20 protein-coding genes are annotated in these 22,257 nt (G+C 61.5%); 8 read left to right on the top strand and 12 right to left on the bottom strand.

The window, feature by feature from the left end; genetic code table 11:
- Positions 1-4: 4 nt before the first annotated feature.
- The 8 genes from ACZRMO_RS03470 to pcaR all read right to left on the bottom strand — a co-directional run bounded on the left by ACZRMO_RS03470 (position 5) and on the right by pcaR (position 8,305).
- The gene (locus ACZRMO_RS03470) at positions 5-1,300 is read right to left on the bottom strand and encodes an MFS family transporter (RefSeq protein WP_124525955.1); all 1,296 of its coding nucleotides are present in this window, start codon (positions 1,298-1,300) and stop codon (positions 5-7) included.
- Positions 1,301-1,544: 244 nt separating this feature from the next.
- Complete coding sequence (gene pcaG, locus ACZRMO_RS03465; protein ID WP_463971901.1) at positions 1,545-2,111, bottom strand: protocatechuate 3,4-dioxygenase subunit alpha; 567 nt, start codon at positions 2,109-2,111, stop codon at positions 1,545-1,547.
- Between the two features lies 1 nt (position 2,112).
- Entirely contained in the window at positions 2,113-2,817 is a 705-nt protein-coding gene (gene pcaH, locus ACZRMO_RS03460; protein ID WP_124525957.1) for a protocatechuate 3,4-dioxygenase subunit beta, read from the bottom strand.
- 17 nt (positions 2,818-2,834) lie between these two features.
- The gene (gene pcaF, locus ACZRMO_RS03455) at positions 2,835-4,037 is read right to left on the bottom strand and encodes a 3-oxoadipyl-CoA thiolase (RefSeq protein WP_463972121.1); all 1,203 of its coding nucleotides are present in this window, start codon (positions 4,035-4,037) and stop codon (positions 2,835-2,837) included.
- Positions 4,034-4,816 carry a CoA-transferase subunit beta gene (locus ACZRMO_RS03450; protein ID WP_463971900.1) on the bottom strand — a complete coding sequence of 261 codons (783 nt, stop codon included), beginning with the start codon at positions 4,814-4,816 and terminating at the stop codon, positions 4,034-4,036. Before ACZRMO_RS03450 ends, pcaF begins: the two co-directional genes overlap by 4 nt.
- Positions 4,813-5,670 (bottom strand): CoA transferase subunit A, encoded by an 858-nt coding sequence (locus ACZRMO_RS03445; RefSeq protein ID WP_463971899.1) that lies wholly within the window; start codon positions 5,668-5,670, stop codon positions 4,813-4,815. Before ACZRMO_RS03445 ends, ACZRMO_RS03450 begins: the two co-directional genes overlap by 4 nt.
- Before the next feature lie 299 nt (positions 5,671-5,969).
- Positions 5,970-7,310, bottom strand: coding sequence for a 4-hydroxybenzoate transporter PcaK (gene pcaK / locus ACZRMO_RS03440; protein WP_463971898.1), 1,341 nt, complete (start codon positions 7,308-7,310; stop codon positions 5,970-5,972).
- A gap of 152 nt (positions 7,311-7,462) precedes the next feature.
- Entirely contained in the window at positions 7,463-8,305 is an 843-nt protein-coding gene (gene pcaR, locus ACZRMO_RS03435; protein ID WP_017735916.1) for a pca regulon transcriptional regulator PcaR, read from the bottom strand.
- Positions 8,306-8,807: 502 nt separating this feature from the next.
- Here pcaR and ACZRMO_RS03430 point away from each other — a divergent pair.
- On the top strand, positions 8,808-9,008 hold the full coding sequence (locus tag ACZRMO_RS03430) for a hypothetical protein (protein WP_003172389.1): 201 nt from the start codon (positions 8,808-8,810) through the stop codon (positions 9,006-9,008).
- Positions 9,009-9,331: 323 nt separating this feature from the next.
- Positions 9,332-10,807, top strand: a complete 1,476-nt coding sequence (locus ACZRMO_RS03425; protein ID WP_124525962.1) for an inorganic phosphate transporter — start codon at positions 9,332-9,334, stop codon at positions 10,805-10,807.
- 242 nt (positions 10,808-11,049) lie between these two features.
- Here ACZRMO_RS03425 and ccoM read toward each other — a convergent pair whose 3' ends face one another.
- Positions 11,050-11,163 carry a cytochrome c oxidase subunit CcoM gene (ccoM, locus tag ACZRMO_RS03420; protein WP_017735918.1) on the bottom strand — a complete coding sequence of 38 codons (114 nt, stop codon included), beginning with the start codon at positions 11,161-11,163 and terminating at the stop codon, positions 11,050-11,052.
- Positions 11,164-11,306: 143 nt separating this feature from the next.
- Positions 11,307-11,468 carry a hypothetical protein gene (locus ACZRMO_RS03415; RefSeq protein WP_003172386.1) on the bottom strand — a complete coding sequence of 54 codons (162 nt, stop codon included), beginning with the start codon at positions 11,466-11,468 and terminating at the stop codon, positions 11,307-11,309.
- A 131-nt stretch (positions 11,469-11,599) separates the two neighbouring features.
- Here ACZRMO_RS03415 and ACZRMO_RS03410 point away from each other — a divergent pair, with 131 nt between their 5' ends.
- From ACZRMO_RS03410 to ACZRMO_RS03400, 3 genes are all read left to right on the top strand, one after another.
- Positions 11,600-12,466 (top strand): LysR substrate-binding domain-containing protein, encoded by an 867-nt coding sequence (locus ACZRMO_RS03410; protein ID WP_463971897.1) that lies wholly within the window; start codon positions 11,600-11,602, stop codon positions 12,464-12,466.
- Between the two features lie 91 nt (positions 12,467-12,557).
- Positions 12,558-13,028, top strand: coding sequence for a RidA family protein (locus tag ACZRMO_RS03405; RefSeq protein ID WP_463971896.1), 471 nt, complete (start codon positions 12,558-12,560; stop codon positions 13,026-13,028).
- Positions 13,025-14,206: an aminotransferase class V-fold PLP-dependent enzyme gene (locus ACZRMO_RS03400; RefSeq protein ID WP_463971895.1), complete on the top strand. Its 1,182-nt coding sequence runs from the start codon at positions 13,025-13,027 to the stop codon at positions 14,204-14,206. Before ACZRMO_RS03405 ends, ACZRMO_RS03400 begins: the two co-directional genes overlap by 4 nt.
- On the opposite strand, the gene ACZRMO_RS03395 is transcribed toward ACZRMO_RS03400, so the two are convergent.
- Positions 14,203-14,544: an aspartate-semialdehyde dehydrogenase gene (locus ACZRMO_RS03395; protein ID WP_463971894.1), complete on the bottom strand. Its 342-nt coding sequence runs from the start codon at positions 14,542-14,544 to the stop codon at positions 14,203-14,205. The genes ACZRMO_RS03400 and ACZRMO_RS03395 overlap by 4 nt on opposite strands.
- 220 nt (positions 14,545-14,764) lie before the next feature.
- Between ACZRMO_RS03395 and rapA the strand changes: the two genes are divergently transcribed.
- Positions 14,765-17,611 (top strand): RNA polymerase-associated protein RapA, encoded by a 2,847-nt coding sequence (rapA, locus tag ACZRMO_RS03390; RefSeq protein ID WP_124525966.1) that lies wholly within the window; start codon positions 14,765-14,767, stop codon positions 17,609-17,611.
- 150 nt (positions 17,612-17,761) lie between these two features.
- Here rapA and ACZRMO_RS03385 read toward each other — a convergent pair whose 3' ends face one another.
- Positions 17,762-19,108: a spinster family MFS transporter gene (locus ACZRMO_RS03385; protein ID WP_463971893.1), complete on the bottom strand. Its 1,347-nt coding sequence runs from the start codon at positions 19,106-19,108 to the stop codon at positions 17,762-17,764.
- A 252-nt stretch (positions 19,109-19,360) separates the two neighbouring features.
- On the opposite strand from ACZRMO_RS03385, the gene ACZRMO_RS03380 reads away from it, so the two are divergent.
- Both ACZRMO_RS03380 and ACZRMO_RS03375 read left to right on the top strand, forming a co-directional pair.
- On the top strand, positions 19,361-19,726 hold the full coding sequence (locus tag ACZRMO_RS03380; RefSeq protein WP_463971892.1) for a YkgJ family cysteine cluster protein: 366 nt from the start codon (positions 19,361-19,363) through the stop codon (positions 19,724-19,726).
- A 139-nt stretch (positions 19,727-19,865) separates the two neighbouring features.
- Positions 19,866-22,130, top strand: a complete 2,265-nt coding sequence (locus ACZRMO_RS03375) for a putative bifunctional diguanylate cyclase/phosphodiesterase (protein WP_463971891.1) — start codon at positions 19,866-19,868, stop codon at positions 22,128-22,130.
- Positions 22,131-22,257: the final 127 nt, after the last annotated feature.

Here is a 22,257-nt window from a genome sequence, read left to right as displayed (position 1 = left end):
TCCCTTACAAGTCGTGGTGCAAGTACGCCGCCTGTTTCGGCAGGCGCAAGCTGAACAGGAAAGCGATCGCCATCATCGCCGTCACGTACCAATAAAAACTGTTTTCCATGCCGATGGATTTGAGGCTCAGCGCGACAAATTCCGCCGAGCCGCCAAAGATCGCATTGGCCACTGCATATGCCAGGCCCACACCCAAGGCGCGCACCTGAGGCGGGAACATTTCCGCTTTGACCAGGCCGCTGATGGAGGTGTAGAAGCTGACAATCGCCAGCGCCAGGGTGATCAGCACAAAGGCCAGGAACGGGCTGCTGACGGTTTTCAAGGTGAGCAGGATCGGCACGGTGAACAACGTACCGAGGCCGGCAAACCATAGCATTGAGTTACGGCGGCCGATCTTGTCCGCGAGCATGCCGAACACCGGCTGCATGCACATATACAGGAACAGCGCCCCGGTCATGATGTAGCTCGACGTCTTGGCGTGCATGCCGACCGTGTTCACCAGGTACTTCTGCATATAAGTGGTGAACGTGTAGAAAATCAGCGAGCCGCCAGCGGTGTAGCCCAGCACTGTGATAAACGCTGCCTTGTGGTCGCGAAACAGCGCGGCAATGCTGCCGGCGTCCTTGTCTTCGCGCATTTCCTTGCTGGTGGTTTCTTTCAGGGTGCGGCGCAGCAACAGGGAGATCACTGCCGCAATGGCACCAATCACAAACGGAATCCGCCAGCCCCAGGCACGCAACTCTTCCTCAGTAAGGATTTGCTGCAGGATCACCACCACCAGCACCGCTAGCAGTTGGCCGCCGATCAGGGTCACGTATTGGAAGGACGCAAAGAAGCCACGCTGGCCCTTGAGGGCCACTTCACTCATATAGGTCGCGGTGGTGCCGTATTCGCCGCCCACCGACAGGCCCTGGAACAGGCGCGCGATCAGCAGCAGGATCGGTGCCCAGACACCGATGTCGTTATAGGTCGGCAAAAATGCGATGACCAGGGAGCCGGCGCACATCATCAGCACCGAGATCATCATCGAATTTTTACGGCCGTGTTTGTCGGCCACACGCCCGAACAGCCAGCCGCCGATGGGCCGCATCAGGAAACCGGCGGCGAATACGCCCGCCGTATTCACCAGCTGCACGGTGGGGTTGTCCGACGGAAAGAAGGCCGGGGCGAAGTAGATGGCGCAGAAGGCGTAGACGTAGAAGTCGAACCATTCGACGAGGTTGCCGGAGGAAGCCCCGACAATCGCAAAAATCCGTTTGCGGCGTTCTTCTCCGGTGTAGTGACTGGTGGTTGTTGTCATGATTTTTCACTCAGTGGGAACGGTTATAGCCTAGACATACTTTGCAACAAGCTCGTTCCGCAACAAGACCGATCGTTCCCACGCTCTGCGTGGGAATGCCGCGTGTGACGCTCTGCGTCGTGCTTTGGGACGCGGAGCGTCCTGGGCTGCATTCCCACGCGGAGCGTGGGAACGATCATCCCACGTGGAGCGTGGGAACGATCATCCCAAGTGGAGCGTGGGAACGATCACCCTGTCAGGCAACTCAATAATCGAAGAACACCGTCTCCTTATCGGTCCCCTGCAACACCACATTCCACTGATGCACACCCTCTGCATCCTGCTTGGCAATCAACGTCTCACGCCGCGCAGCCGGCACACACGCCAGCAACGGGTCATCCCCATTCATCGGTTCGCCGTCAAAATAAATGCGCGTGAGCAAGTGCTTCACCAGGCCCCGCGCAAACACCAGCACCACCAGGTGCGGCGCCTGGGTCGTGCCCTTCAACCCTGGCACGGCGCCCGGCTTGATGGTGGTAAAGCGAAACCGCCCTTCGGCATCCACCGGCACCCGGCCGAAACCCTCGAAGTTCGGGTCGAGCGCTTTGTCCTGCTCATCTTCCGGGTGGTCATATTTGCCGGCAGCGTTGGCCTGCCAGACTTCCAGCATGGCGTCATTGACGACATCACCATTGCCATCCACCACTTGCCCGCTGATCGCCACGCGTTCACCCAGGGTGGCGGCAGTGGTCAGGTCTTCGCGGTTCAGCCAGGTCAGGCCGATGTGGTAATACGGCCCGACGGTGTGGGACGTGGTCGCGTTGAGTGTCATCTCATTTCTCCATCGGCGTGGCGTCGCGGCCGCGCAGGACGATGTCCCAGCGGTAGCCGAGGGCATAGGAAGGAATGGTTTTTTCCAGGTCGAAACGGGCGATCAAACGTTCCTTGGCCGAGGTATCGGGCACGCAGTTGTAGATCGGGTCGTATTCCAGCAGCGGGTCGCCGGGGAAGTACATCTGCGTGACCAGCCGCGTCAGCACACTGGGGCCAAACAGCGAAAAGTGGATATGCGCCGGGCGCCACGCGTTGTGGTGGTTGCCCCACGGGTAGGCGCCGGGCTTGATGGTCTGGAACTGATACCAACCGTCGGCGTCGGTGACGGTGCGGCCGGTGCCGGTGAAGTTCGGGTCCAGCGGCGCGTCGTGCAGGTCACGCTTGTGGTTGTAGCGACCGGCGGCGTTGGCCTGCCAGATCTCCACCAGGATGCCCGGCACCGGAAGGCCGTTTTCGTCGAGTACACGACCGTGAATGATGATGCGTTCGCCCTGGGGCTCGCCGTCATGCTGGGCGGTCAGGTCGTTGTCCTTCGCGTTGATGCGCTCGGCGCCGATGGTCGGGCCGGTGATTTCCGACAGGGAATGGGGCAGAAACACCAACGGCTGCGACGGCGAACGGACATTCGTCGATTGGTAGGCCGGGTGCAGGTAATCAGGTTGAGTGCCCGCTTGCGGGCGCCGGTAACCGGGCTTGTCACTCATGGAGCAGTCCTCTCTTATTAGATGCGTTCAATCGCCAGGGCCAACCCTTGGCCGACGCCCACACACATGGTCGCCAGGCCTTTGCGGCCACCGGTTTTTTCCAATTGGTGCAGGGCCGTCAACACCAGCCGTGCGCCGCTCATGCCCAGCGGATGGCCGAGGGCGATGGCGCCGCCGTTCGGGTTGACCTGCGGCGCGTCGTCGGCGATGCCCAGTTCACGCAGTACCGCCAAGCCTTGGCTGGCGAAGGCTTCGTTGAGTTCGATGACGTCAAAGTCGGTGACCGCCAGGCCGAGGCGTTCCACCAGCTTGCGTACCGCTGGCACCGGGCCGATGCCCATCACACGCGGCGCAACGCCGGCGCTGGCCATGCCCATTACGCGGGCGCGGGCGGTCAGGCCGTGTTTTTTCACCGCTTCGGCGGACGCGAGGATCAACGCCGCAGCGCCGTCGTTCACGCCGGAAGCATTGCCGGCCGTTACTGTCTTGTCCGGACCGTTCACCGGTTTGAGCTTGGCCAGGGCTTCCAGGCTGGTGTCCCGTGGATGCTCATCGTGCTCCACCACGGTCTCGCCTTTTTTATGGGCGACCCGTACCGGCACGATTTCCTCGGCGAAGAACCCAGCGGCTTGCGCGGCAGCGGTACGTTGCTGGCTGCGCAGGGCGAAGGCGTCCTGGTCGGCGCGGGATACGTGGTAATCGTCGGCGACGTTATCGGCGGTCTGCGGCATCGCGTCCACGCCGTATTGAGCCTTCATCAACGGGTTGATAAAACGCCAGCCGATGGTGGTGTCTTCCAGCTTCATGTCGCGCGAAAACGCCGCGCCGGCCTTGCCCATCACGAACGGTGCGCGGGACATCGACTCCACCCCGCCAGCAATCGCCAGCTCCATTTCGCCGCTGGCAATGGCGCGAAAAGCCGTGCCAATGGCGTCCATGCCCGAAGCGCACAAGCGGTTGAGGGTCACGCCCGGAATACTTTCCGGCAGGCCCGCCAGCAACAGCGCCATGCGCGCGACGTTGCGGTTGTCTTCGCCCGCCTGGTTGGCGCAGCCGAGGAACACCTCATCCACTGCGGTCCAATCCACCGAGGGGTTGCGCTCGATCAGCGCCTTGATCGGCAGGGCCGCCAGGTCATCGGCACGTACGGTGGCCAGGCCACCGCCGAAACGGCCTATGGGGGTGCGGATTGCATCACAGATAAATACGTCGCGCATCAGGCTTCTCCTGGCGCTTGGCCGTGGGCGGCGGCGGTGCGTGCTTCCAGGTCACGCAGGGCCGTCAGTTCCAGGTCCGTCGGTTCGGCGGTGGTGCTGACCTGCTCGGCAAAACGAATCGCCCAGCCGGTGGCGGCCGTCACTTGCTCGCGGGTCACCCCAGGGTGCAACGCGGTGACGACAAATTCATGGGTGCCCTCTTCCGGCTCCATGATGCACAGGTCGGTAATGATCCCTACAGGCCCGGCGCCCGGCAGGCCCAGACGCTTGCGTGAATCGCCGCCTTCGCCATGGCCTACCGAAGTGATGAAATCCAGCTTGTCGACAAACGAACGCGCCGACTGCTTGAGGATGATCAGCACGCTCTTGGCGGAGCCAGCGATTTCCGGCGCGCCACCGGCACCCGGCAGGCGTACTTTGGGCTGGTGGTAATCACCGACCACGGTGGTGTTGATGTTGCCGAAGCGATCGACCTGGGCCGCGCCAAGGAAGCCGACGTCGATGCGCCCGCCTTGCAGCCAGTAGCGAAAGATCTCACCGGTAGGCACGACGGTATCGGCGGTTTCCGCCAGCTCGCCATCACCGATGGACAGCGGCAACACGCTCGGCTTGGCGCCGATCGGGCCGGACTCGTAGATCAGCACCACGTCCGGCGACGAGGTCAGGCGCGCCAGGTTGGCGGCCTTGGAGGGCAGGCCGATGCCGACAAAACACACGGAACCATTCTTGAGGCGACGCGCGGCGGCGACGGTCATCATTTCATTGGTGGAGTAAGCCATCACTTGGCCTCCTGTGCAGTGGCCAGCTTGGCCTGGAATTCACTGAAGTCGGCGGTGCCGTGGATGTATTCGTTGATCCAGGCAGTAAAGGTCTCACGGTCGCGGGCGATGGGGTCCCACGCCTGATAGAAGCGGTTGTCGCGCTCGTTGTAGCCGTGGGCGTAGGACGGATGCGCGCCACCGGGCACATGGCACACCGCAGTCAGGGCCCAGGTCGGCAATACGCAGCTGTTCATCGGTGCATTCAAGTCATCGACGATTTCTTCGACGGTGACGATGCAGCGCTTGGCCGCCAGGGCCGCTTCCTTCTGTACACCCAGAATGCCCCAGAGCAGCACGTTGCCCTTGCGGTCGGCCTTTTGCGCGTGGATCACGGTCACGTCCGGGCGCACCGACGGCACGGCCGCCAGCACTTCACCGGTGAACGGGCAGGTCACGGTCTTGATCAGCGGGTTGACCTTTGGCAGGTCAGACCCGGCGTAGGCACGCAGCACCGCGAACGGCAGGCCGGAAGCGCCGGCGACGTAGGCGTTGGCCAGGTCGGCGTGGCTGTGTTCTTCGATCTCCAGCGGTTGCGGCCATTGCTTCTCGACCGCGTCGCGCAGGCGATGCAGGGAACCCACACCCGGGTTGCCGCCCCAGGAGAAAATCAGCTTGCGGGCACAACCGGCACCGATCAATTGGTCGTAGACCAAGTCAGGCGTCATACGCACCAGCGTCAGGTCTTTCTTGCCCTGACGAATGATTTCATGACCCGCCGCCGTGGGGATCAGGTGGGTGAAGCCTTCGAGCGCAACGGTATCGCCGTCGTTCACGAAACGCTTTACCGCGTCGGTCAGGGTGAGCATTTCAGCCATGGGGTTGGGCTCCCGGTGTGGATCGAAAAAAGCGCAGAGGTGGCGCCGAAGTGCCTTGAAGATTAAGGCGGGGAAATGGCTCTAACAATCCGATAATCGACTAAGTGTTCGATAATCGAACTAATTGTTGCCTGGCTAACTTTTCCTCCGTGCAGGCCTAAAGTGGGCACCGTCCCTTGTGGGAGCGGGCTTGCTCGCGAATGCGGTGGATCAGTTTAAATATCTGTGACTGACACACCGCATTCGCGAGCAAGCCCGCTCCCACACAAGCCCGGTAGCCACAAAATCAGCGTCGGTCCCTAGGTCGCATCCGCATGGCTGACCATGCCCTTGATCACCACCGCAGCAGTGGCGAGTGCCGCCGGAATCACCAACGCCGTCAGCACCTGCTCGAAATTCCAGCCCAGCCCCAGCAACGTCGCCCCCATCCACGCCCCGAGGATCGCGCCGAACCGCCCAATCCCAAGCATCCACGACACACCCGTGGCACGCCCCTGGGTCGGGTAAAACCGCGCCGCCAGCGAGGGCATCGCCGATTGCGCGCCGTTCACACACATCCCGGCGATCAACACCAAGGTCGCCAGCAGCGTGATATTGCCCAGGCTCTGGCCTACCGCGTAGGCAAACACCCCAGCCAGCAGGTAGAACGTGCCGATAACCTTGTGCGGATTGAAGCGGTCCATCGCCCAGCCCACGCCGACGGCGCTCAGCACCCCGCCAAACTGGAACAACGCGCCGATAAACGCGGCTTGCTCCATGCTTGCGCCACTGTCACGCATCAGGGTCGGCAGCCAGCTGGTCAGCAGGTAGACGATCACCAGGCCCATGAAGTAGGTGAGCCACAGCAACAAGGTGCCGGCGCTGTAGGTGCCGGAAAAGATCACCGCAAACACGTTGCGGGCCTTCACGGTTTTTTGCTCGGGCACGCTGAAGTCGCTGGCTTGGGCGACGATATTCGGCTCGATGGGTGCCAGGGTCTTGCGCACCTTGTCGGTGCCGCGATTGCGCACCACCAGGTAACGCGCCGACTCCGGCAGCCACACCAGCAGCACCACCGCGAGGATCAACGGCAGGATGCCGCCGATCAACAGCAGGCTGTGCCAGCCAAACGCCGGGATCAGCTTGGCCGAGATAAACCCTCCACCCGCCATGCCCAGGTTGAAGCCACAGAACATGCTGGTCACCAGCAATGATTTGTGGCGCTCGGGGGTGTACTCGGAGAGCAGCGTGGTGGCGTTCGGCATGCCCGCCCCCAGGCCAAGCCCGGTGAGAAAGCGCAGCACCAGCAACTGGTCGACGTTGGCGGCGTAGGCCGAGGCCAGGCTGAATGCACCAAACACCAGCACCGCGCCCACCAGCACCATTTTGCGGCCAAAGCGGTCGGCCAACGGGCCGGAGCCGAGGGCACCGAACACCATGCCGATCAGGGCAGCGCTCATCACCGGGCCGAGGCTGGCGCGGTCGATGCCCCAATCCTGGGACAGCGCAGGCGCAATAAAGCCCATGGTCGCCGTGTCGAGGCCATCAAGGAAGACAATCAGGAAACACAGGATCACCACGCGCCACTGGTAGCGCGACAGTGGCTGGGCGTTGATGAAGGACTGGACGTCCAGGGTCGTACCAACAGACGGTTGATTCATTATTGTTATTTCCACACCGATGGGCGGGTTGACGACCTGGGGCCGTCATTATTATTGAGTGAGGCGGCGCTCTAGAGCGCTGCCGCACAGTAATAAGCCGGGGGAAACATCGTCAATTGATAGCGCCGGGATCTGTGCGATCACCGAACAGCTTAGGTAAACAGCTGCGCGCTCAGCTCGCGGCTGGCGCTGAGCATGCTCGGCAGGAAACGTTGCTCCAGCTCGCTGCGGCTGACGCGGCCGGCGTGGGTGCTGACGTTGAGCGCAGCCAGCACCTGGCCGGAGGCGTCATACACCGGCACCGCGATGGAGCGCAGGCCCTGCTCCAGCTCCTGATCGACAATGCACCAGCCCTGCTGCCGCACTTGTTGCAGGCATTCAAGCAAGGCCGCCGGGGTGGTCAAAGTGCGGCTGGTCTTGGTTTGCAGGTCGGCGTGGTCGAGGTAGTCCTGTAGCGATGCATCATCCAGCGCGGCGAGCAGGATGCGTCCCATGGACGTGCAGTACGCCGGCAGGCGCCCACCCACCGACAGGTCCACCGAGATCAGGCGCTGGGTCGTGGCGGAGCGGGCGATGTAGAGGATGTCATCGCCTTCGAGGGTGGCCATGTTGCAGGCTTCGTGAAGCTGCTCGCTCATGCGGTCCAGGTAAGGCTGCGCCGACACCGCCAATGGCGTGGACGACAGGTACGCATGGCCCAGGGTCAACACCTTGGGCAGCAGCGAATACGTGCGCCCGTCGGTGGTGGCGTAGCCGAGTTTGATCAGGGTGTAGAGGCAACGGCGCACGGCGGCGCGGGGTATTTCCGTGCGATGGCTGATCTGGGCGATGGTCAGGTGGCGCTTGCGCTCCTGGAACGCCTGCACCACGGCCAGGCCTCGGGCCAGGGAGGTCATGAAATCGGGATCGCCGGTAAACGCCTGGATGCGCTTGGCCGGTGAGGCCACGATCGGTGGCGCCACTGATGCGAAGGAGTTGCGCAATTGATCGTTCATTTCATGAGTCCTTTTTCTTGTTTTCAACCGTCAGCAGGTTTGGCCGCTATTACAAGCCGCACGGGGCGCAATGCACAACGCCAGGCCAGTGACACTGGGCGATTATCGGACACTCCTCCGATTATCGCAATTTGCGGCACCTGCTATTGCTCAAGCACTGAAAACTTTCTGGCGCCAGATTTTCCGCAATCGACTGACGCGCTCAAGTAACAAAACGCTCACACGAAGTTCGCATTTTTTAACTTTATGGTGATAGTGTTCTTAGCATGCGCCGCTATACTGCAACCTGTGCAGAGGTCAACCCGGTTTCACTATCGGGGCCAGAGCTCGCCAGGCGACACATTCAGTGTGCATCGTCGGTCACAAGTAACCGCTTAAAGTATCGACCTCAGGCCACTCACTCGAACTTGAACGTTAAACCGTTCAACTTTGAAAAGTCTGAAGGCGACTTTCCGGTATGGCACTGCACAATAATCAAACTCAACTCATATTAGGTAATACAGTGACGAAAGATGAACTGCGCGCGGAACTTGAGCGCCAGGAACAACGTTACAAGGACGTTTACGGCGGGGAAGTCACCACCTACGCCGCGCAGCCTGAGCCCGAGCGTAAACCTTGGCGTAAACGCGCCAGCTTGCTCGATCAGGCGTTTGCCCAGGAAATCCAAAAGATTGAGCAGGAACTCAAGGCTGAAGAGCCATAAGCCCTTCGACCTGAGCTGCGGCACTTGCCACCTCCGCTGGCGCATTGCCAGCCGAGGGCTGCGATAGATTCGGCACGCGTCCTATCGTCGCAAACGAAATTTCATACAAATGTTTCAGATATGCCGATTCAGTGGCATTTCCCCCCAGAAACACGCCCTCGCTTTATAAATCAAAGACTTGCCAAAGCCCCGTAAATCCTGGGATGGGCGCCTCTCGCCCCTGGCATTTCAATGAAGATTGTGACCGATGAGCAGCTAGTGCATCGATTACCGAGGTTTTCTGGCATAATCGCGCCCCCTTACGACCGGGTCAGAAAACCTTCATGATCGATTTATTCAGCGGACTGGATGCTTGGGTTCTAGTGAGCCTGCTGCTCGCCCTGGCCTTTGTCCTCGCCTTCGAGTTCATCAATGGCTTTCATGACACCGCTAACGCGGTGGCCACAGTCATCTATACCAAAGCCATGCCGCCGCACCTGGCCGTGTTCTTCTCCGGGGTGTTCAACTTCCTCGGCGTGTTGCTCGGTGGTGTCGGTGTCGCCTACGCCATCGTGCATTTGCTGCCGGTGGAGTTGCTGATCAATGTGAACACCGGCCACGGCCTGGCCATGGTCTTCTCTCTATTGGCGGCGGCGATCACCTGGAACCTGGGCACCTGGTACTTCGGTATCCCGGCTTCCAGCTCCCACACCCTGATCGGCTCGATCCTCGGTGTCGGCCTGGCCAATGCCCTGATCAACGATATCCCCCTGGCTGACGGTGTGAACTGGCAGAAAGCGATCGATATCGGTGCATCCCTGGTGTTCTCGCCAATGGCCGGCTTCCTGGTCGCAGCCCTGGTGCTGATCGGCCTGAAATGGTGGCGCCCACTGTCGAAGATGCACAAGACGCCGGACCAGCGCCGCAAGCTTGATGACAAGAAGCACCCACCGTTCTGGAACCGCCTGGTCCTGGTGATCTCCGCCATGGCCGTGAGCTTCGTGCACGGTTCCAACGATGGTCAGAAAGGCATTGGCCTGATCATGCTGGTGCTGATCGGTATCGTACCGGCGCAGTTCGTGCTCGACCTGGGCAGCACCACCTACCAGATCGAACGCACCCGTGATGCCACCCTGCACCTCAACCAGTTCTACCAGCGCAACCACGAGACCCTCGGTGAGTTCCTGGCCCTGGGCAAAAGCGTGAAGGATGACCTGCCGGGCAAGTTCCGTTGCAACCCGCAACAGACCGAGCCGACCATCAACGCCCTGCTGGGTACGTTGAAAGGTGTGTCCGACTACCACTCGCTGACCGCCGATCACCGTATTGAAGTGCGTCGCTACCTGCTCTGCCTGGACGACACCGCGAAGAAAGTCGGCAAGCTGCCGGGCCTGGACGCGCGTGAGAAGTCCGACCTGGACAAGCTGCGCAAAGACCTGACCGCCACCACCGAGTACGCACCGTTCTGGGTGATCCTCGCCGTCGCACTGGCACTGGGCCTGGGCACCATGGTGGGCTGGAAGCGTGTGGTACTGACCATTGGCGAGAAGATCGGCAAGCAAGGCATGACCTATGCCCAGGGCATGTCGGCGCAGATCACCACAGCCACCATGATTGGTTTCGCCAACATCTTTGCACTGCCAGTGTCCACTACCCACGTACTGTCGTCGGGTGTGGCCGGTACCATGGTTGCGAACAAAAGCGGCCTGCAAGGCGGGACGGTCAAGACCATCCTGATGGCGTGGGTACTGACCCTGCCAGCTACCGTTGGCCTGTCGGCCGGGTTGTTCTGGCTGGCGTCGAAGGCGCTGGGCAGCTGATAAGCCGCCTGCAATAAAAAAGGTGCGATCCGCGAGGATCGCACCTTTTTTTATGATCGTTCCCACGCTCCGCGTGGGAATACCGACCTGGACGCTCTGCGTCCGCTCTTGAAGTTGCGACGCAGAGCGTCACAAGATGCATTCCCACGCAGGGCGTGGGAACGATCACGAACTAGCGGGCAAAAAAAAGGGCGACCGAAGTCGCCCAAAATGCCTTGCGTGCTCATGTAATCCAGAAAGATCTATTTTTTCCGCTTATTGGCGTCTTTCCAGATAAAAAAACCAAACCCTACAAAAAACAGCACCATGAGGCTGACAGTCAGCACTCCGGCAAAAACCACATTATCGAAAAACATGACCGGCCTCCTGCACTTGCCCTGTTGCGATAGGGCTAAGTTAATCGAGAAGGCGGATTGGAAAATTGACGGGGATCAATGTCGCCCACAACGGGGCGTAAAGAAGGGTAATAACTGACCTGCATCAACAGATGCAGGCTGTTTCAACGCTTTTTCGGTTTGTTCTTGGGTTTCTTCTTGGCCTTGCCCAACGGCATGGCTTGCTCGAAGGCCTGGCGTACCTCGTTCAGGCGCTTGTCGTTGAGGTCATGCACACGCTTGGCACGTTCGGCGTTCAGGTCGATCAGCTTGTCGTCATCACTCATGGCTTGGCTTACGTTGTGGCGGGAATGCCTCAATAATGCGGCCTGCCCCGCCCGACGGCAAATCAGCGGGCGACAAAATGCAGGCCATCGCCCAAAATCGGCACTTCTCTCAGGCAACGGAGCGCACTCACGTGGCACTGCACAAGGACCTTCCGCCCTTGCTGGCCCTGCGCGCCTTTGAGGCTGTGGCGCGACACTTGAGTTTTATCAAGGCGGCGCACGAGTTGTCGGTGACCCAGAGCGCACTGAGCCATCAAGTGCAAAAACTTGAGCAGCACCTGGGTAAACCGCTGTTTATCCGACGCACCCGTGCGATTGATCTGACCGTCGACGGCCAACGCTACTACGACGAAATCCGCCCAGCCCTCGACGCCATCGCTGCCGCCACCCGCACCCAACGCGCCGCGCCCAGCACCACGGTGCTGCGCATCGGCCTGCTCGCCTCCTTCGCCACCTTGTGGCTGGCGCCGCGCCTGGCCGACTTTCTGCAGCGCTATCCGCACATCCAAGTGGAGTTGTTACCGGCGATTCAACTGGCTGATGTCGCCGCCGCCGAAGTGGACCTGGCGATACGCTATGGCAAGGGCGATTGGCCCGATGTGCAGGCCACACGCCTGATGGCGGAAGTGATCTCGCCGGTGTGCAGCCCGGCGTTCAAGGCCCGGCATGACAGCCCGCTGCTGATGGCCACCTCCCACCGGCCGTTCGAATGGACCGATTGGTCCGAGCAGTACCACGTCGATCTCGCCAGCCACCCGCGCGTGATGCTGCATGACTACAACATCGTGGTCGAAGCCGCCGTGGCCGGCCAGGGCATCGCCATGGGCCGCCACCGCTTGATCGAGCGTCGGCTCAAGGACGGCAGCCTGGTGCCAGCCTTCGACTGGCCGCCGTATCACAGTGACATCGGCTACTGGCTGATCGCCCCCCAAGGCCCTGCCAGCGAAGCGGCCGAATGTTTCAGCCAATGGCTGAAGGACGCCTGTGGCGATGCGTGAGTTTTTTCGATTCATCGGGTGAGATCTATCCGTTTGTCGCCGGCCGGCCTGGCCGACATGCTCAAGCCTCTTTTACCGTTGAGGATTGATCATGAGCGACTCCCTGCGCCAACGCGTGCAAGCCCTTGGCCTCACGCTGCCGACACCCAGCCAGCCTGCCGCCAACTACATCAACTATGTGATCAGCGCGAACCAGTTGTTCGTCTCCGGGCAGATTCCACTGGTGGAAGGCAAACCGGCCTACATCGGCCGCCTGGGCGAATCCCTCAGCGATGAAGAAGGCACCCAGGCCGCCGAACTGGCAGCGCTGGGCCTGCTGGGGCAATTAAGCCATGCACTGGGGGACGACCTCTCGCGCCTGGTACGCACGGTGCGCCTGGGTGTGTTTATCGCCAGCAGCGGCGAATTCACCCACCAGAGCGCAGTCGCCAACGGTGCGTCGAACCTGCTGGTGAATGCCCTCGGCGACAAGGGTCGGCATGTGCGCACCGCGGTCGGGGTGGCCAGCCTGCCCGCCGGTGTCGCGGTGGAGGTTGACGGGATTTTCGAGCTGCAACCATGAACCTGCTCGACACCCAAGCGCTGCGCGACGCCACACCCGGCTGCCAATCCGGCATCGTCCACTTCAATCATGCCGGCGCCTCGCTGCCGAGCCAGGCGACCCTCGATGCAATCATCGCGCAACTGCACCGCGAAGCCCGCGACGGTCCGATGGAAGCCGGCGAGCATGGCGCCCTGCTATTGGAAAACGCCCGCCGCGCGGCCGCGCAATTGCTCAATGCGCCCGCTTCGTCGATTGCCTTCGCCAGCAGCGGCTCGGCGGCCTGGAATATGGCGTTCCAGGCACTGGCCCCGTGGCAGCCGGGCGACCGTATCCTGGTGGGCCGCCATGAATGGGGCGGCAACCTGGCGAGCATGCAGCTCGCGGTGCAAGCCGGCGCCCGCATAGACGTTATCCCCTGCGATGCAAGCGGCGCGGTGTGCCCGCTGGCGCTGGAAGCGATGATCGACGCCAACGTGAAGCTGATCGACCTCACCTGGTTGCCGGCCAACGGCGGCCTGATCAACCCGGCCCAGGCTATCGGCGAGGTCGCCAAAAAATACGCGATCCCTTATTTCATCGACGCCGGCCAAGCTGTCGGCCAGGTGCCGGTGGATGTCCAGGCGCTGCACTGCGATGTGCTCAAATCGGCGGGCCGCAAGCACCTGCGCGGGCCACGCGGTACCGCGTTGCTGTATGTCCGGCCGGCGTTCCTTGCGCAGTTGAACCCGGCCCAGCGCGATGTGTTTTCCGCACCGTGGACGGCCGACGGATTCGACCTGCGCAACGACGCCCGCCGCTTTGAAACCAGCGAAGTGTCCTACGCCTTATTGGCGGGATTGGGTAATGCATTGCAGGAGATAAATCGCCTGGGTAGCGAGCAGGCGTGGGAAACCATCAAGCAGACCAGCCAGCGGATTCGGGAAGGGCTGCGCCAGATCCCAGGCATTTCCTTGCATGATCTGGGCGCCAGCCAATCGGGCCTGATCGCCTTCAACCTGGCCGGTTGGGACGCCTTTGAACTGAAACGGCGGCTGGGCTTGCAGCGCATCAATATCGGCGCCAACGGCGTGGCCTACACCCCGCTGGATATGCAGGCGCGCGGCCTGGCCAACGTGGCGCGGATTTCCGTCAACCCGCTCAATAACGCGGACGACATCGAGCGGCTGCTGGCCGCCCTGCGGGCATTGCGCGGCTAGACTTCGACATCCACCCACAAGCCCTGGCGCGGCGCATCTTCAATCAGCGGCACCACGGGCACGGTATTGTCGGCATTGAGCACATCCCCCGGAATCGCCAGGTGCTGCTCCGGGTCTTCGTCGGCTTCACGCCGGCGCTTCTGTTGCTCTTGCTGGCGCCGCTGTTCTTCGCGCAGCAGCAGGGTCGATTGCTCGGCGTCACGGTTTTTCAGGTCGATGGTGCTTTCATTGGAGCCCGGTTGTACTGGCACCACGGGCGGGATATCCGGCTTCTGGCGCACCGGATCGAGTTGTGACGTGACCGGCACAACGCTCACGGGCAGCATGGGTGGCAGCATAAGGTTTACTCTCCTGATCAACAGGCTGTCGGCACGCCGGATTGCGACTTGAGCGCGCACTCGCCAAGCTGTGACCCAGTCGACACTCCCAAGTGCCCGCCACCCGTCGATCCGACTTCCGCGCAGCCACGCAAACGGAGTAGTTTTTGTCAGGAGTCCTTTGGCTGAGGGCCGTGTTCCGTTAAGATAGTCGGCTTTTTCACGGCGGGAGTCAGGCAGCATGGCGCAGCAGTATCAACCGGGGCAACGCTGGATTAGTGACAGCGAAGCAGAGCTGGGGTTAGGCACCGTTCTGGCACAGGACGGGCGCTTGTTGACCGTGCTCTATCCGGCCACTGGCGACACCCGCCAGTATGCGCTACGGAATGCGCCCCTCACCCGCGTGCGGTTCTCGCCGGGTGACAGCATCACCCATTTCGAAGGCTGGAAAATGACCGTACAGGAAGTCGACGACGTCGATGGCCTGCTGGTCTACCACGGCCTCAATGGGCAGAACGAGCAGGTCACCCTGCCGGAAACCCAACTGTCCAACTTCATCCAGTTCCGCCTGGCCAGCGACCGTCTGTTCGCCGGGCAGATCGACCCGCTGGCCTGGTTCTCGCTGCGTTACCACACCCTGGAACACACCAGCCGCCAGTTGCAGTCCGCCCTGTGGGGCCTGGGTGGCGTGCGCGCACAACCGATTGCCCACCAATTGCACATTGCCCGTGAAGTCGCTGACCGTATCGCGCCGCGGGTATTGCTCGCCGACGAAGTAGGCCTGGGCAAGACCATCGAAGCCGGCCTGGTGATCCATCGCCAGCTGCTGTCGGGCCGCGCCAACCGCGTGCTGATCCTGGTCCCGGAAAACCTGCAACACCAGTGGCTGGTGGAAATGCGCCGCCGCTTCAACCTGCAGGTTGCGCTGTTCGACGAAGAACGCTTTATCGAAAGCGATGCCGCCAACCCGTTCGAAGACACCCAGCTTGCCCTGGTTGCGCTGGAATGGCTGGTGGACGACGAGAAGGCCCAGGATGCGCTGTTCGCCGCCGGCTGGGACTTGCTGGTGGTCGATGAGGCCCACCACCTGGTCTGGCACGAAGAAAAAGCCAGCGCCGAATACGCCCTGGTCGAGCAACTGGCCGAAGTGATTCCTGGCGTGCTGCTGCTGACCGCCACCCCGGAACAACTGGGCCAGGACAGCCACTTCGCGCGCCTGCGCCTGCTGGACCCGAACCGCTTCCACGACCTGGCCGCCTTCCGCGCCGAGAGCGAGAACTATCGCCCGGTGGCCGAAGCCGTGCAGGAGTTGATGGACAAGGGACGCCTGTCGCCCAAAGCGCATAAAACCATCCAGGGTTTCCTCGGTGACGAAGGCGAAGCCCTGCTCACCGCCGTCAACGATGGCGACACCGAAGCCAGCGCACGCCTGGTGCGTGAGCTGCTCGACCGCCACGGCACCGGCCGCGTACTGTTCCGCAACACCCGCGCCGCCGTGCAGGGTTTCCCGGAGCGCAAGCTGCACGCCTACCCGCTGGCGAACCCGGACGAATACCTCGAACTGCCGCTGGGCGAGCACGCCGAGCTGTACCCGGAAGTCAGCTTCCAGGCACAACCGGACATCGAAGAAGAACACCGCTGGTGGCGCTTCGACCCGCGCGTCGAGTGGCTGATCGACCAGCTGAAAATGCTCAAGCGCACCAAGGTCCTGGTGATCTGCGCCCACGCCGAAACCGCCATGGACCTGGAAGACGCCCTGCGCGTGCGTTCCGGTATTCCAGCCACGGTGTTCCACGAGGGCATGAACATCCTCGAACGTGACCGCGCCGCCGCCTACTTTGCCGATGAAGAATTCGGCGCCCAGGTGCTGATCTGCTCCGAGATCGGCAGCGAAGGCCGCAACTTCCAGTTCTCCCACCACCTGGTGCTGTTCGACCTGCCGTCCCACCCCGATCTGCTGGAACAGCGCATCGGCCGTCTGGACCGGATCGGCCAGAAACATGTGATCGAACTGCACGTGCCGTACCTGGAAACCAGCCCGCAAGAGCGCCTGTTCCAGTGGTACAACGAAGCGCTGAATGCCTTCCTCAATACCTGCCCGACCGGCAACGCCTTGCAGCATCAGTTCGGCCCACGCCTGCTGCCGCTGCTGGAAGCCGCCGACGACGGCGAGTGGCAAGCCCTGATCGACGAAGCCCGCACCGAGCGCGAGCGCCTGGAGCAAGAGCTGCACACCGGTCGCGACCGCCTGCTGGAACTCAACTCCGGCGGCGCCGGCGAAGGCGATGCGTTGGTCGAGGACATCCTCGAGCAAGACGATCAGTTCGCCCTGCCGATCTACATGGAAACCCTGTTCGATGCGTTTGGCATCGACAGCGAAGACCATTCGGAAAACGCCCTGATCCTCAAGCCGAGCGAAAAAATGCTCGACGCCAGTTTCCCCCTGGGCGACGACGAAGGTGTGACCATCACCTACGACCGCAACCAGGCACTCTCGCGCGAAGACATGCAGTTCATCACCTGGGAACACCCGATGGTGCAAGGCGGCATGGACCTGGTGCTGTCTGGTTCGATGGGCAACACCGCCGTGGCGCTGATCAAGAACAAGGCGCTCAAGCCGGGCACCGTGTTGCTGGAACTGCTCTACGTCAGCGAAGTGGTGGCACCGCGCGCCCTGCAACTGGGGCGTTACCTGCCGCCGGCGGCACTGCGCTGCTTGCTGGATGCCAATGGCAATGACCTGTCGGGCCGTGTGTCGTTCGTGACCCTCAACGACCAACTGGAAAGCGTGCCACGCGCCAGCGCCAACAAGTTTATCCAGGCTCAGCGCGACCAACTGACGCCACGGATCAACGCCGGTGAAGAGAAGATCACCCCGCAACATGCCGAGCGAGTGGCCGAGGCCAAGCGCCGCCTGGCGGCGGACACCGACGAAGAACTGGCGCGGTTGACCGCGTTGCAGGCGGTGAACCCGACTGTGCGTGACAGTGAGTTGGTGGCGTTGCGTAACCAGCGTGAGCAAGGGTTGGCGATGCTGGATAAAGCAGCTTTGCGCCTGGAAGCGATTCGAGTCCTGGTCGCAGGCTAGTAAAAAGAAGGCCCGCGCAATGCGGGCCTTTTTTATTTGCCTTTCGGGCCTCTTCGCAGGCAAGCCCGCTCCCACATTTGACTGAGTTTCTCCAGTTGGAATGCAGTCAAATGTGGGAGCTGGCTTGCCTGCGATGAAGTCACCTCGGTCTCAAGCTGCCACCGCCGAACCCGGCACCTCCACCGCACTCAACCCCTCCTTCATCTTCTTGGCATCGCGCACAAAACACCGCGACGCCTGGAACAGAAACAGCATGGTCAAGAACAGCGCCACCGGAATCAGGTACATGGCGTCATGCAACCCCACCGCCTTATAAGCTTCCGTCATCTGCTCCGCACCCGCCGCATACATCGCCGAATGGGCAAAATGGTCCGACAAGCCCCCCACCACGATCGGCCCCATGCCACCGCCCAGCAAGTACAGCCCGGCAAAAAACAGCGCCATCGCCGTGGCCCGCAGGCGCGGTTCGACCACGTCCTGAATCGCCGTGTACACGCAGGTGTAGAAGTTATAGGCAAACAGCCAGCCCACACTGAATACCGCGACAAACACGCCAATCTCAATGCGCCCAGCGTGGAGCGCCCAAGCCGTGGTCACGGTGGAGATAATCAGGCTGAACGCAGCAAACAGCAGCCGGCCGTTAGCCACCCGTTGATGGATCTTGTCGGCCACCCAACCGCCCAGGGTCAGGCCCACCAGGCCAGTCAAGCCGACGATCACCCCGGTGGCCACCGCCGCATCCTGCAACGGCATCAGGAAGTAACGCTGCAGCATCGGCACCAGGAACGAGTTGCACGCATAGGTAGCAAAGTTGAAGCACAGCCCAGCCAGTACCAACCACAGGAAGGTCGGCACGGCCAGGACGCGGCGGATCGGGCGGTCCACACGTTCCTGGGACACTTGCACGGTTTCCGCCGCGCCGCGCTTGGGTTCCTTGATATAGAACATGAACACCGCCAGGATCATCCCCGGCACGGCCGCGATAAAGAACGGCGCGCGCCAGCTGTCGAACGCCTTGACCATCCAGCCGATGGTGAAAAACGCCAGCAACAGGCCCAGGGGCAGGCCGAGCATAAAGATGCCCATGGCCCGCGCGCGGCGGTGGGCGGGAAACAGGTCGCCGATCAGCGAGTTGGCGGCCGGTGCGTAGCTGGCCTCGCCAATACCGATGCCCATGCGCACCAGCAAGAAAGTCCAGAAACTGCCGACCAGGCCATTGACCGCCGTCAGCCCGCTCCAGGCGAACAGGCCCCAGCCCATCAGTTTGCTGCGCGAACCGGTGTCGGCCATACGCCCGAGGGGCAGGCCGGCAATGGCGTAGACGATGGTAAAGGCGGTGCCGATGATGCCGAGCTGGAAGTCGCTCAGGTGCCATTCCATGCGGATTGGCTCGATGATGATCGCGGGAATGGTGCGGTCGAAGAAATTGAACAGGTTGGCGAGGAACAGCAGGAACAGAATGCGCCAGGCATTCGCCGCTTGGGTCGAGTTCTGCATGGGTCCGTCTCTTTTATTGTTATGAGAGCTGCGATGCCCGATGCATCCTGCCCGGTATCAGCAACATAGTCAGGCTGGCGGCGGTTGTCTGTAATGATTCGTAAAGCTGATAGGGCATGATTTCACCCACGATCCCGGGACTTTCCCTACGAAAATATATGTGTGCGCCCCTCTTCCCAACGGCCATGGCGCAGATAGAATGGCGAGCCTTCCGGTAGTACCCCCCTCTTACTTTTCTTATCGATGACGTCCATGTCCGAAGCCAGTCCGTGCCTGAATTGTGGTGCCTGCTGTTCACACTTCCGTGTGTCTTTTTTCTGGGGCGAGTGCGCCTCATCCGGCGGGACGGTACCGGACGACTTGGTGGTGCAGATCAACCCGACGCGCGTGGCGATGATCGGCACCGACCAGAAACCCGTACGTTGCTGCAGCCTTGAAGGGGAAGTGGGCAAAGGCACCAGCTGCTCGATCTACGCGCAACGGTCGAGCACCTGCCGTGAGTTTGAAGCGTCCTGGCACGAGGGCGTGCAGAACGTCGATTGCGATGCCGCCCGCGCTGCCTTTGGCCTGGCGCCGCTGGAGATGCCCTTCGAGTTGGACCTGCCCATCAGCGCTTAGCATCAAACGCTATGGCAGGCATGCCAAAATCGTTGAGAGCAAAGTGCCATTATCCATGGCGAATTCCGCGGGGCTTCTATACTCGAGGTCGTAGGCCATTGCTGTAGGCAATGGCGCAATGACTTTAACGGGACATGCTATGGAATGGCTTGGTCTGCATTTCTTTACCGAGCTTCCAGAGAACGGGCACTTATTACTCAATTGCAGTCATAACCCCTTCCTGGTTCTGCTGGCCTACCTGGTCGCCTGTGCGGCGGGTTTTGGCACCCTTGATATGGCTGAGCGGGTTGGCCACGTCGAAGACCCCACCGCCCGACGCCGCTGGCGCTGGCTCGGCGCCGGTTGCCTGGCCGGCGGCATCTGGTCGACCCACTTCATCAGCATGCTGGCCTTCCAGGCCCCCATCGCCATTCATTACGAACTGATCATGACGTTCGCCTCGCTGCTGATTGCCATGATCGCATCGCTGTTCGCCATGCAAACCCTCAGCCACACCCATTTGCGCTTGCATCAGTACCTGCTGGCATCGGTATGGATGGGCCTGGGCATCGCCTTGATGCACTATGTGGGCATGTCGGCCATGCTTTCCCAGGCCCAGGTGTACTTCGAATCGGGGCTGTTCATGGCCTCGGTGGGTATTGCCATCGGTGCCAGCCTGGCGGCGCTGTTGCTGTCGAGCTACCTGCGCAATGGTGCCGGGGTGTTCCACCAATTGCTCAAGTACGCCGCCAGCCTGGTGCTGGGCGCCGGCATCCTGAGCATGCACTTCACCGGCATGGCGGCAATGCGCATGATAGTGCCCACGGGCGCGGATCTGTCATTGCCACTGGACAACAACCCCATCCAACTGGGCCTGTCCGTGGCGGTGATCACCCTGCTGGTGATCGGCAGCAGCGTCAGCGCGGCCCTCGCGGATAAAAAGCTGCAACATAAGGAACGTGATCTGCGCCGGGTCAACGCCTTGCTCACCGAACTGGATCAGGCGCGCGCCTCCCTGCAACAGGTGGCACATTTTGACGCGCTGACCAGCCTGCTCAATCGGCGTGGGTTCAACCAGATCTTTGCGGAGAAACTGGCAGAAAAAACCGCTTCAAACGGCATGATGGCGGTGATCTTCCTCGATATCGACCACTTCAAACGCATCAACGACAGCCTTGGCCACGATGCGGGCGACCAATTGCTCACCGTGCTCGCCGCGCATATCAAGGGTTCGGTGCGCAGCCATGAAGACGTGGTCGCACGGTTTGGCGGCGATGAGTTCTGCATTCTGATCAGCGTCCATCACCGGGATGAAGCCCGGCACATGGCGCAGCGCATCATGCAAAAAATGAAAGAACCCATCGAACTGGCCGGGCGGCGCATGGTGATGACCACCAGCATTGGTATCAGCCTGTTCCCCGATGACGGCCTCACCGGTGAAGAGTTGCTTAAAACCGCCGACCTGGCGCTGTACCAATCCAAGGACGCCGGGCGCAACGGCCTGACCTTCTTCAGTTCCAACCTGAAAACCCGTGCCTTCCTCGAACTGCAACTGGAAGAAGAGCTGCGCGGCGCCCTGCGTGCACGCAACCAACTGGTGCTGTTCTACCAACCGATCTTCGACATGAAGCTGGGCAAGGTCACGCGCCTGGAAGCCCTGGTGCGCTGGCAGCATCCGGTGCATGGCCTGCTTGCCCCCGATCGCTTTATCGGCATCGCCGAAAGCAATGGGTTGATTGCCGAACTGGACCACTGGGTTTTGCGCCAGGCCTGTCATGAGCTGAGCCTGTTGTCTGACCGCGGCTATACCGAACTGACCATGGCGGTGAACTGTTCGGCCCTCAACCTGGCCCGCGACGAACTGGCCGATGAGATCGAAGATGCCCTGCGTTTCAGCGGTATCGCGGCCCACCGCCTGGAATTGGAAGTCACCGAAAACGCACTGATGGGCAATATCAGCAGTACCCTCGCGCTGTTGCGGCAGATCCGTGCGCTGGGCGTCTCGCTGGCCATCGACGACTTCGGCACCGGGTATTCATCCCTCGCCTACCTCAAGCGTTTGCCGCTGAACACCTTGAAGATCGATCGCTCATTTATCCAGGACATCCCCAAGTCCACCGCCGACATCGAGATCGTCCAGGCAATTATCGGTATGGCCCACACCCTGCACCTGCAAGTGGTGACCGAAGGCGTGGAAACCCAGGCGCAATTCGAGCTGCTGCTCAAACATGGCTGCGATTACGTCCAGGGTTACCTGCTGAGCCCAGCGGTGTGTGCCGCTGACGTTATCGGTGTCATCCAGGGCATTCAGATGCGTAATCCGTTGTACCCGTTCAGCGTGGCGGGCACCAAGGACCCGCTGGCCCCCCGAGCCTCGCCCCCGGTCCGTATCGGCCCCACTTCGGTGATTCGGCCAATTCGCTGACGCCGAAACTTTGGCATTTAGCCATCATTTGCTTAAAGAAACCCGACGGACGGCCGATTCATCAGAGTCCGGTCACGATTTCCCTTGAAAAAGCAGGGTTAAACCCGAGCGTCCCGGACTAAGACGC

The sequence above is a fragment of the Pseudomonas sp. B611 genome, from assembly GCF_055407965.1.
The sequence above is the reverse complement of the archived record's forward strand: the minus strand, read 5'-3'. Positions and strand labels throughout refer to the sequence as shown.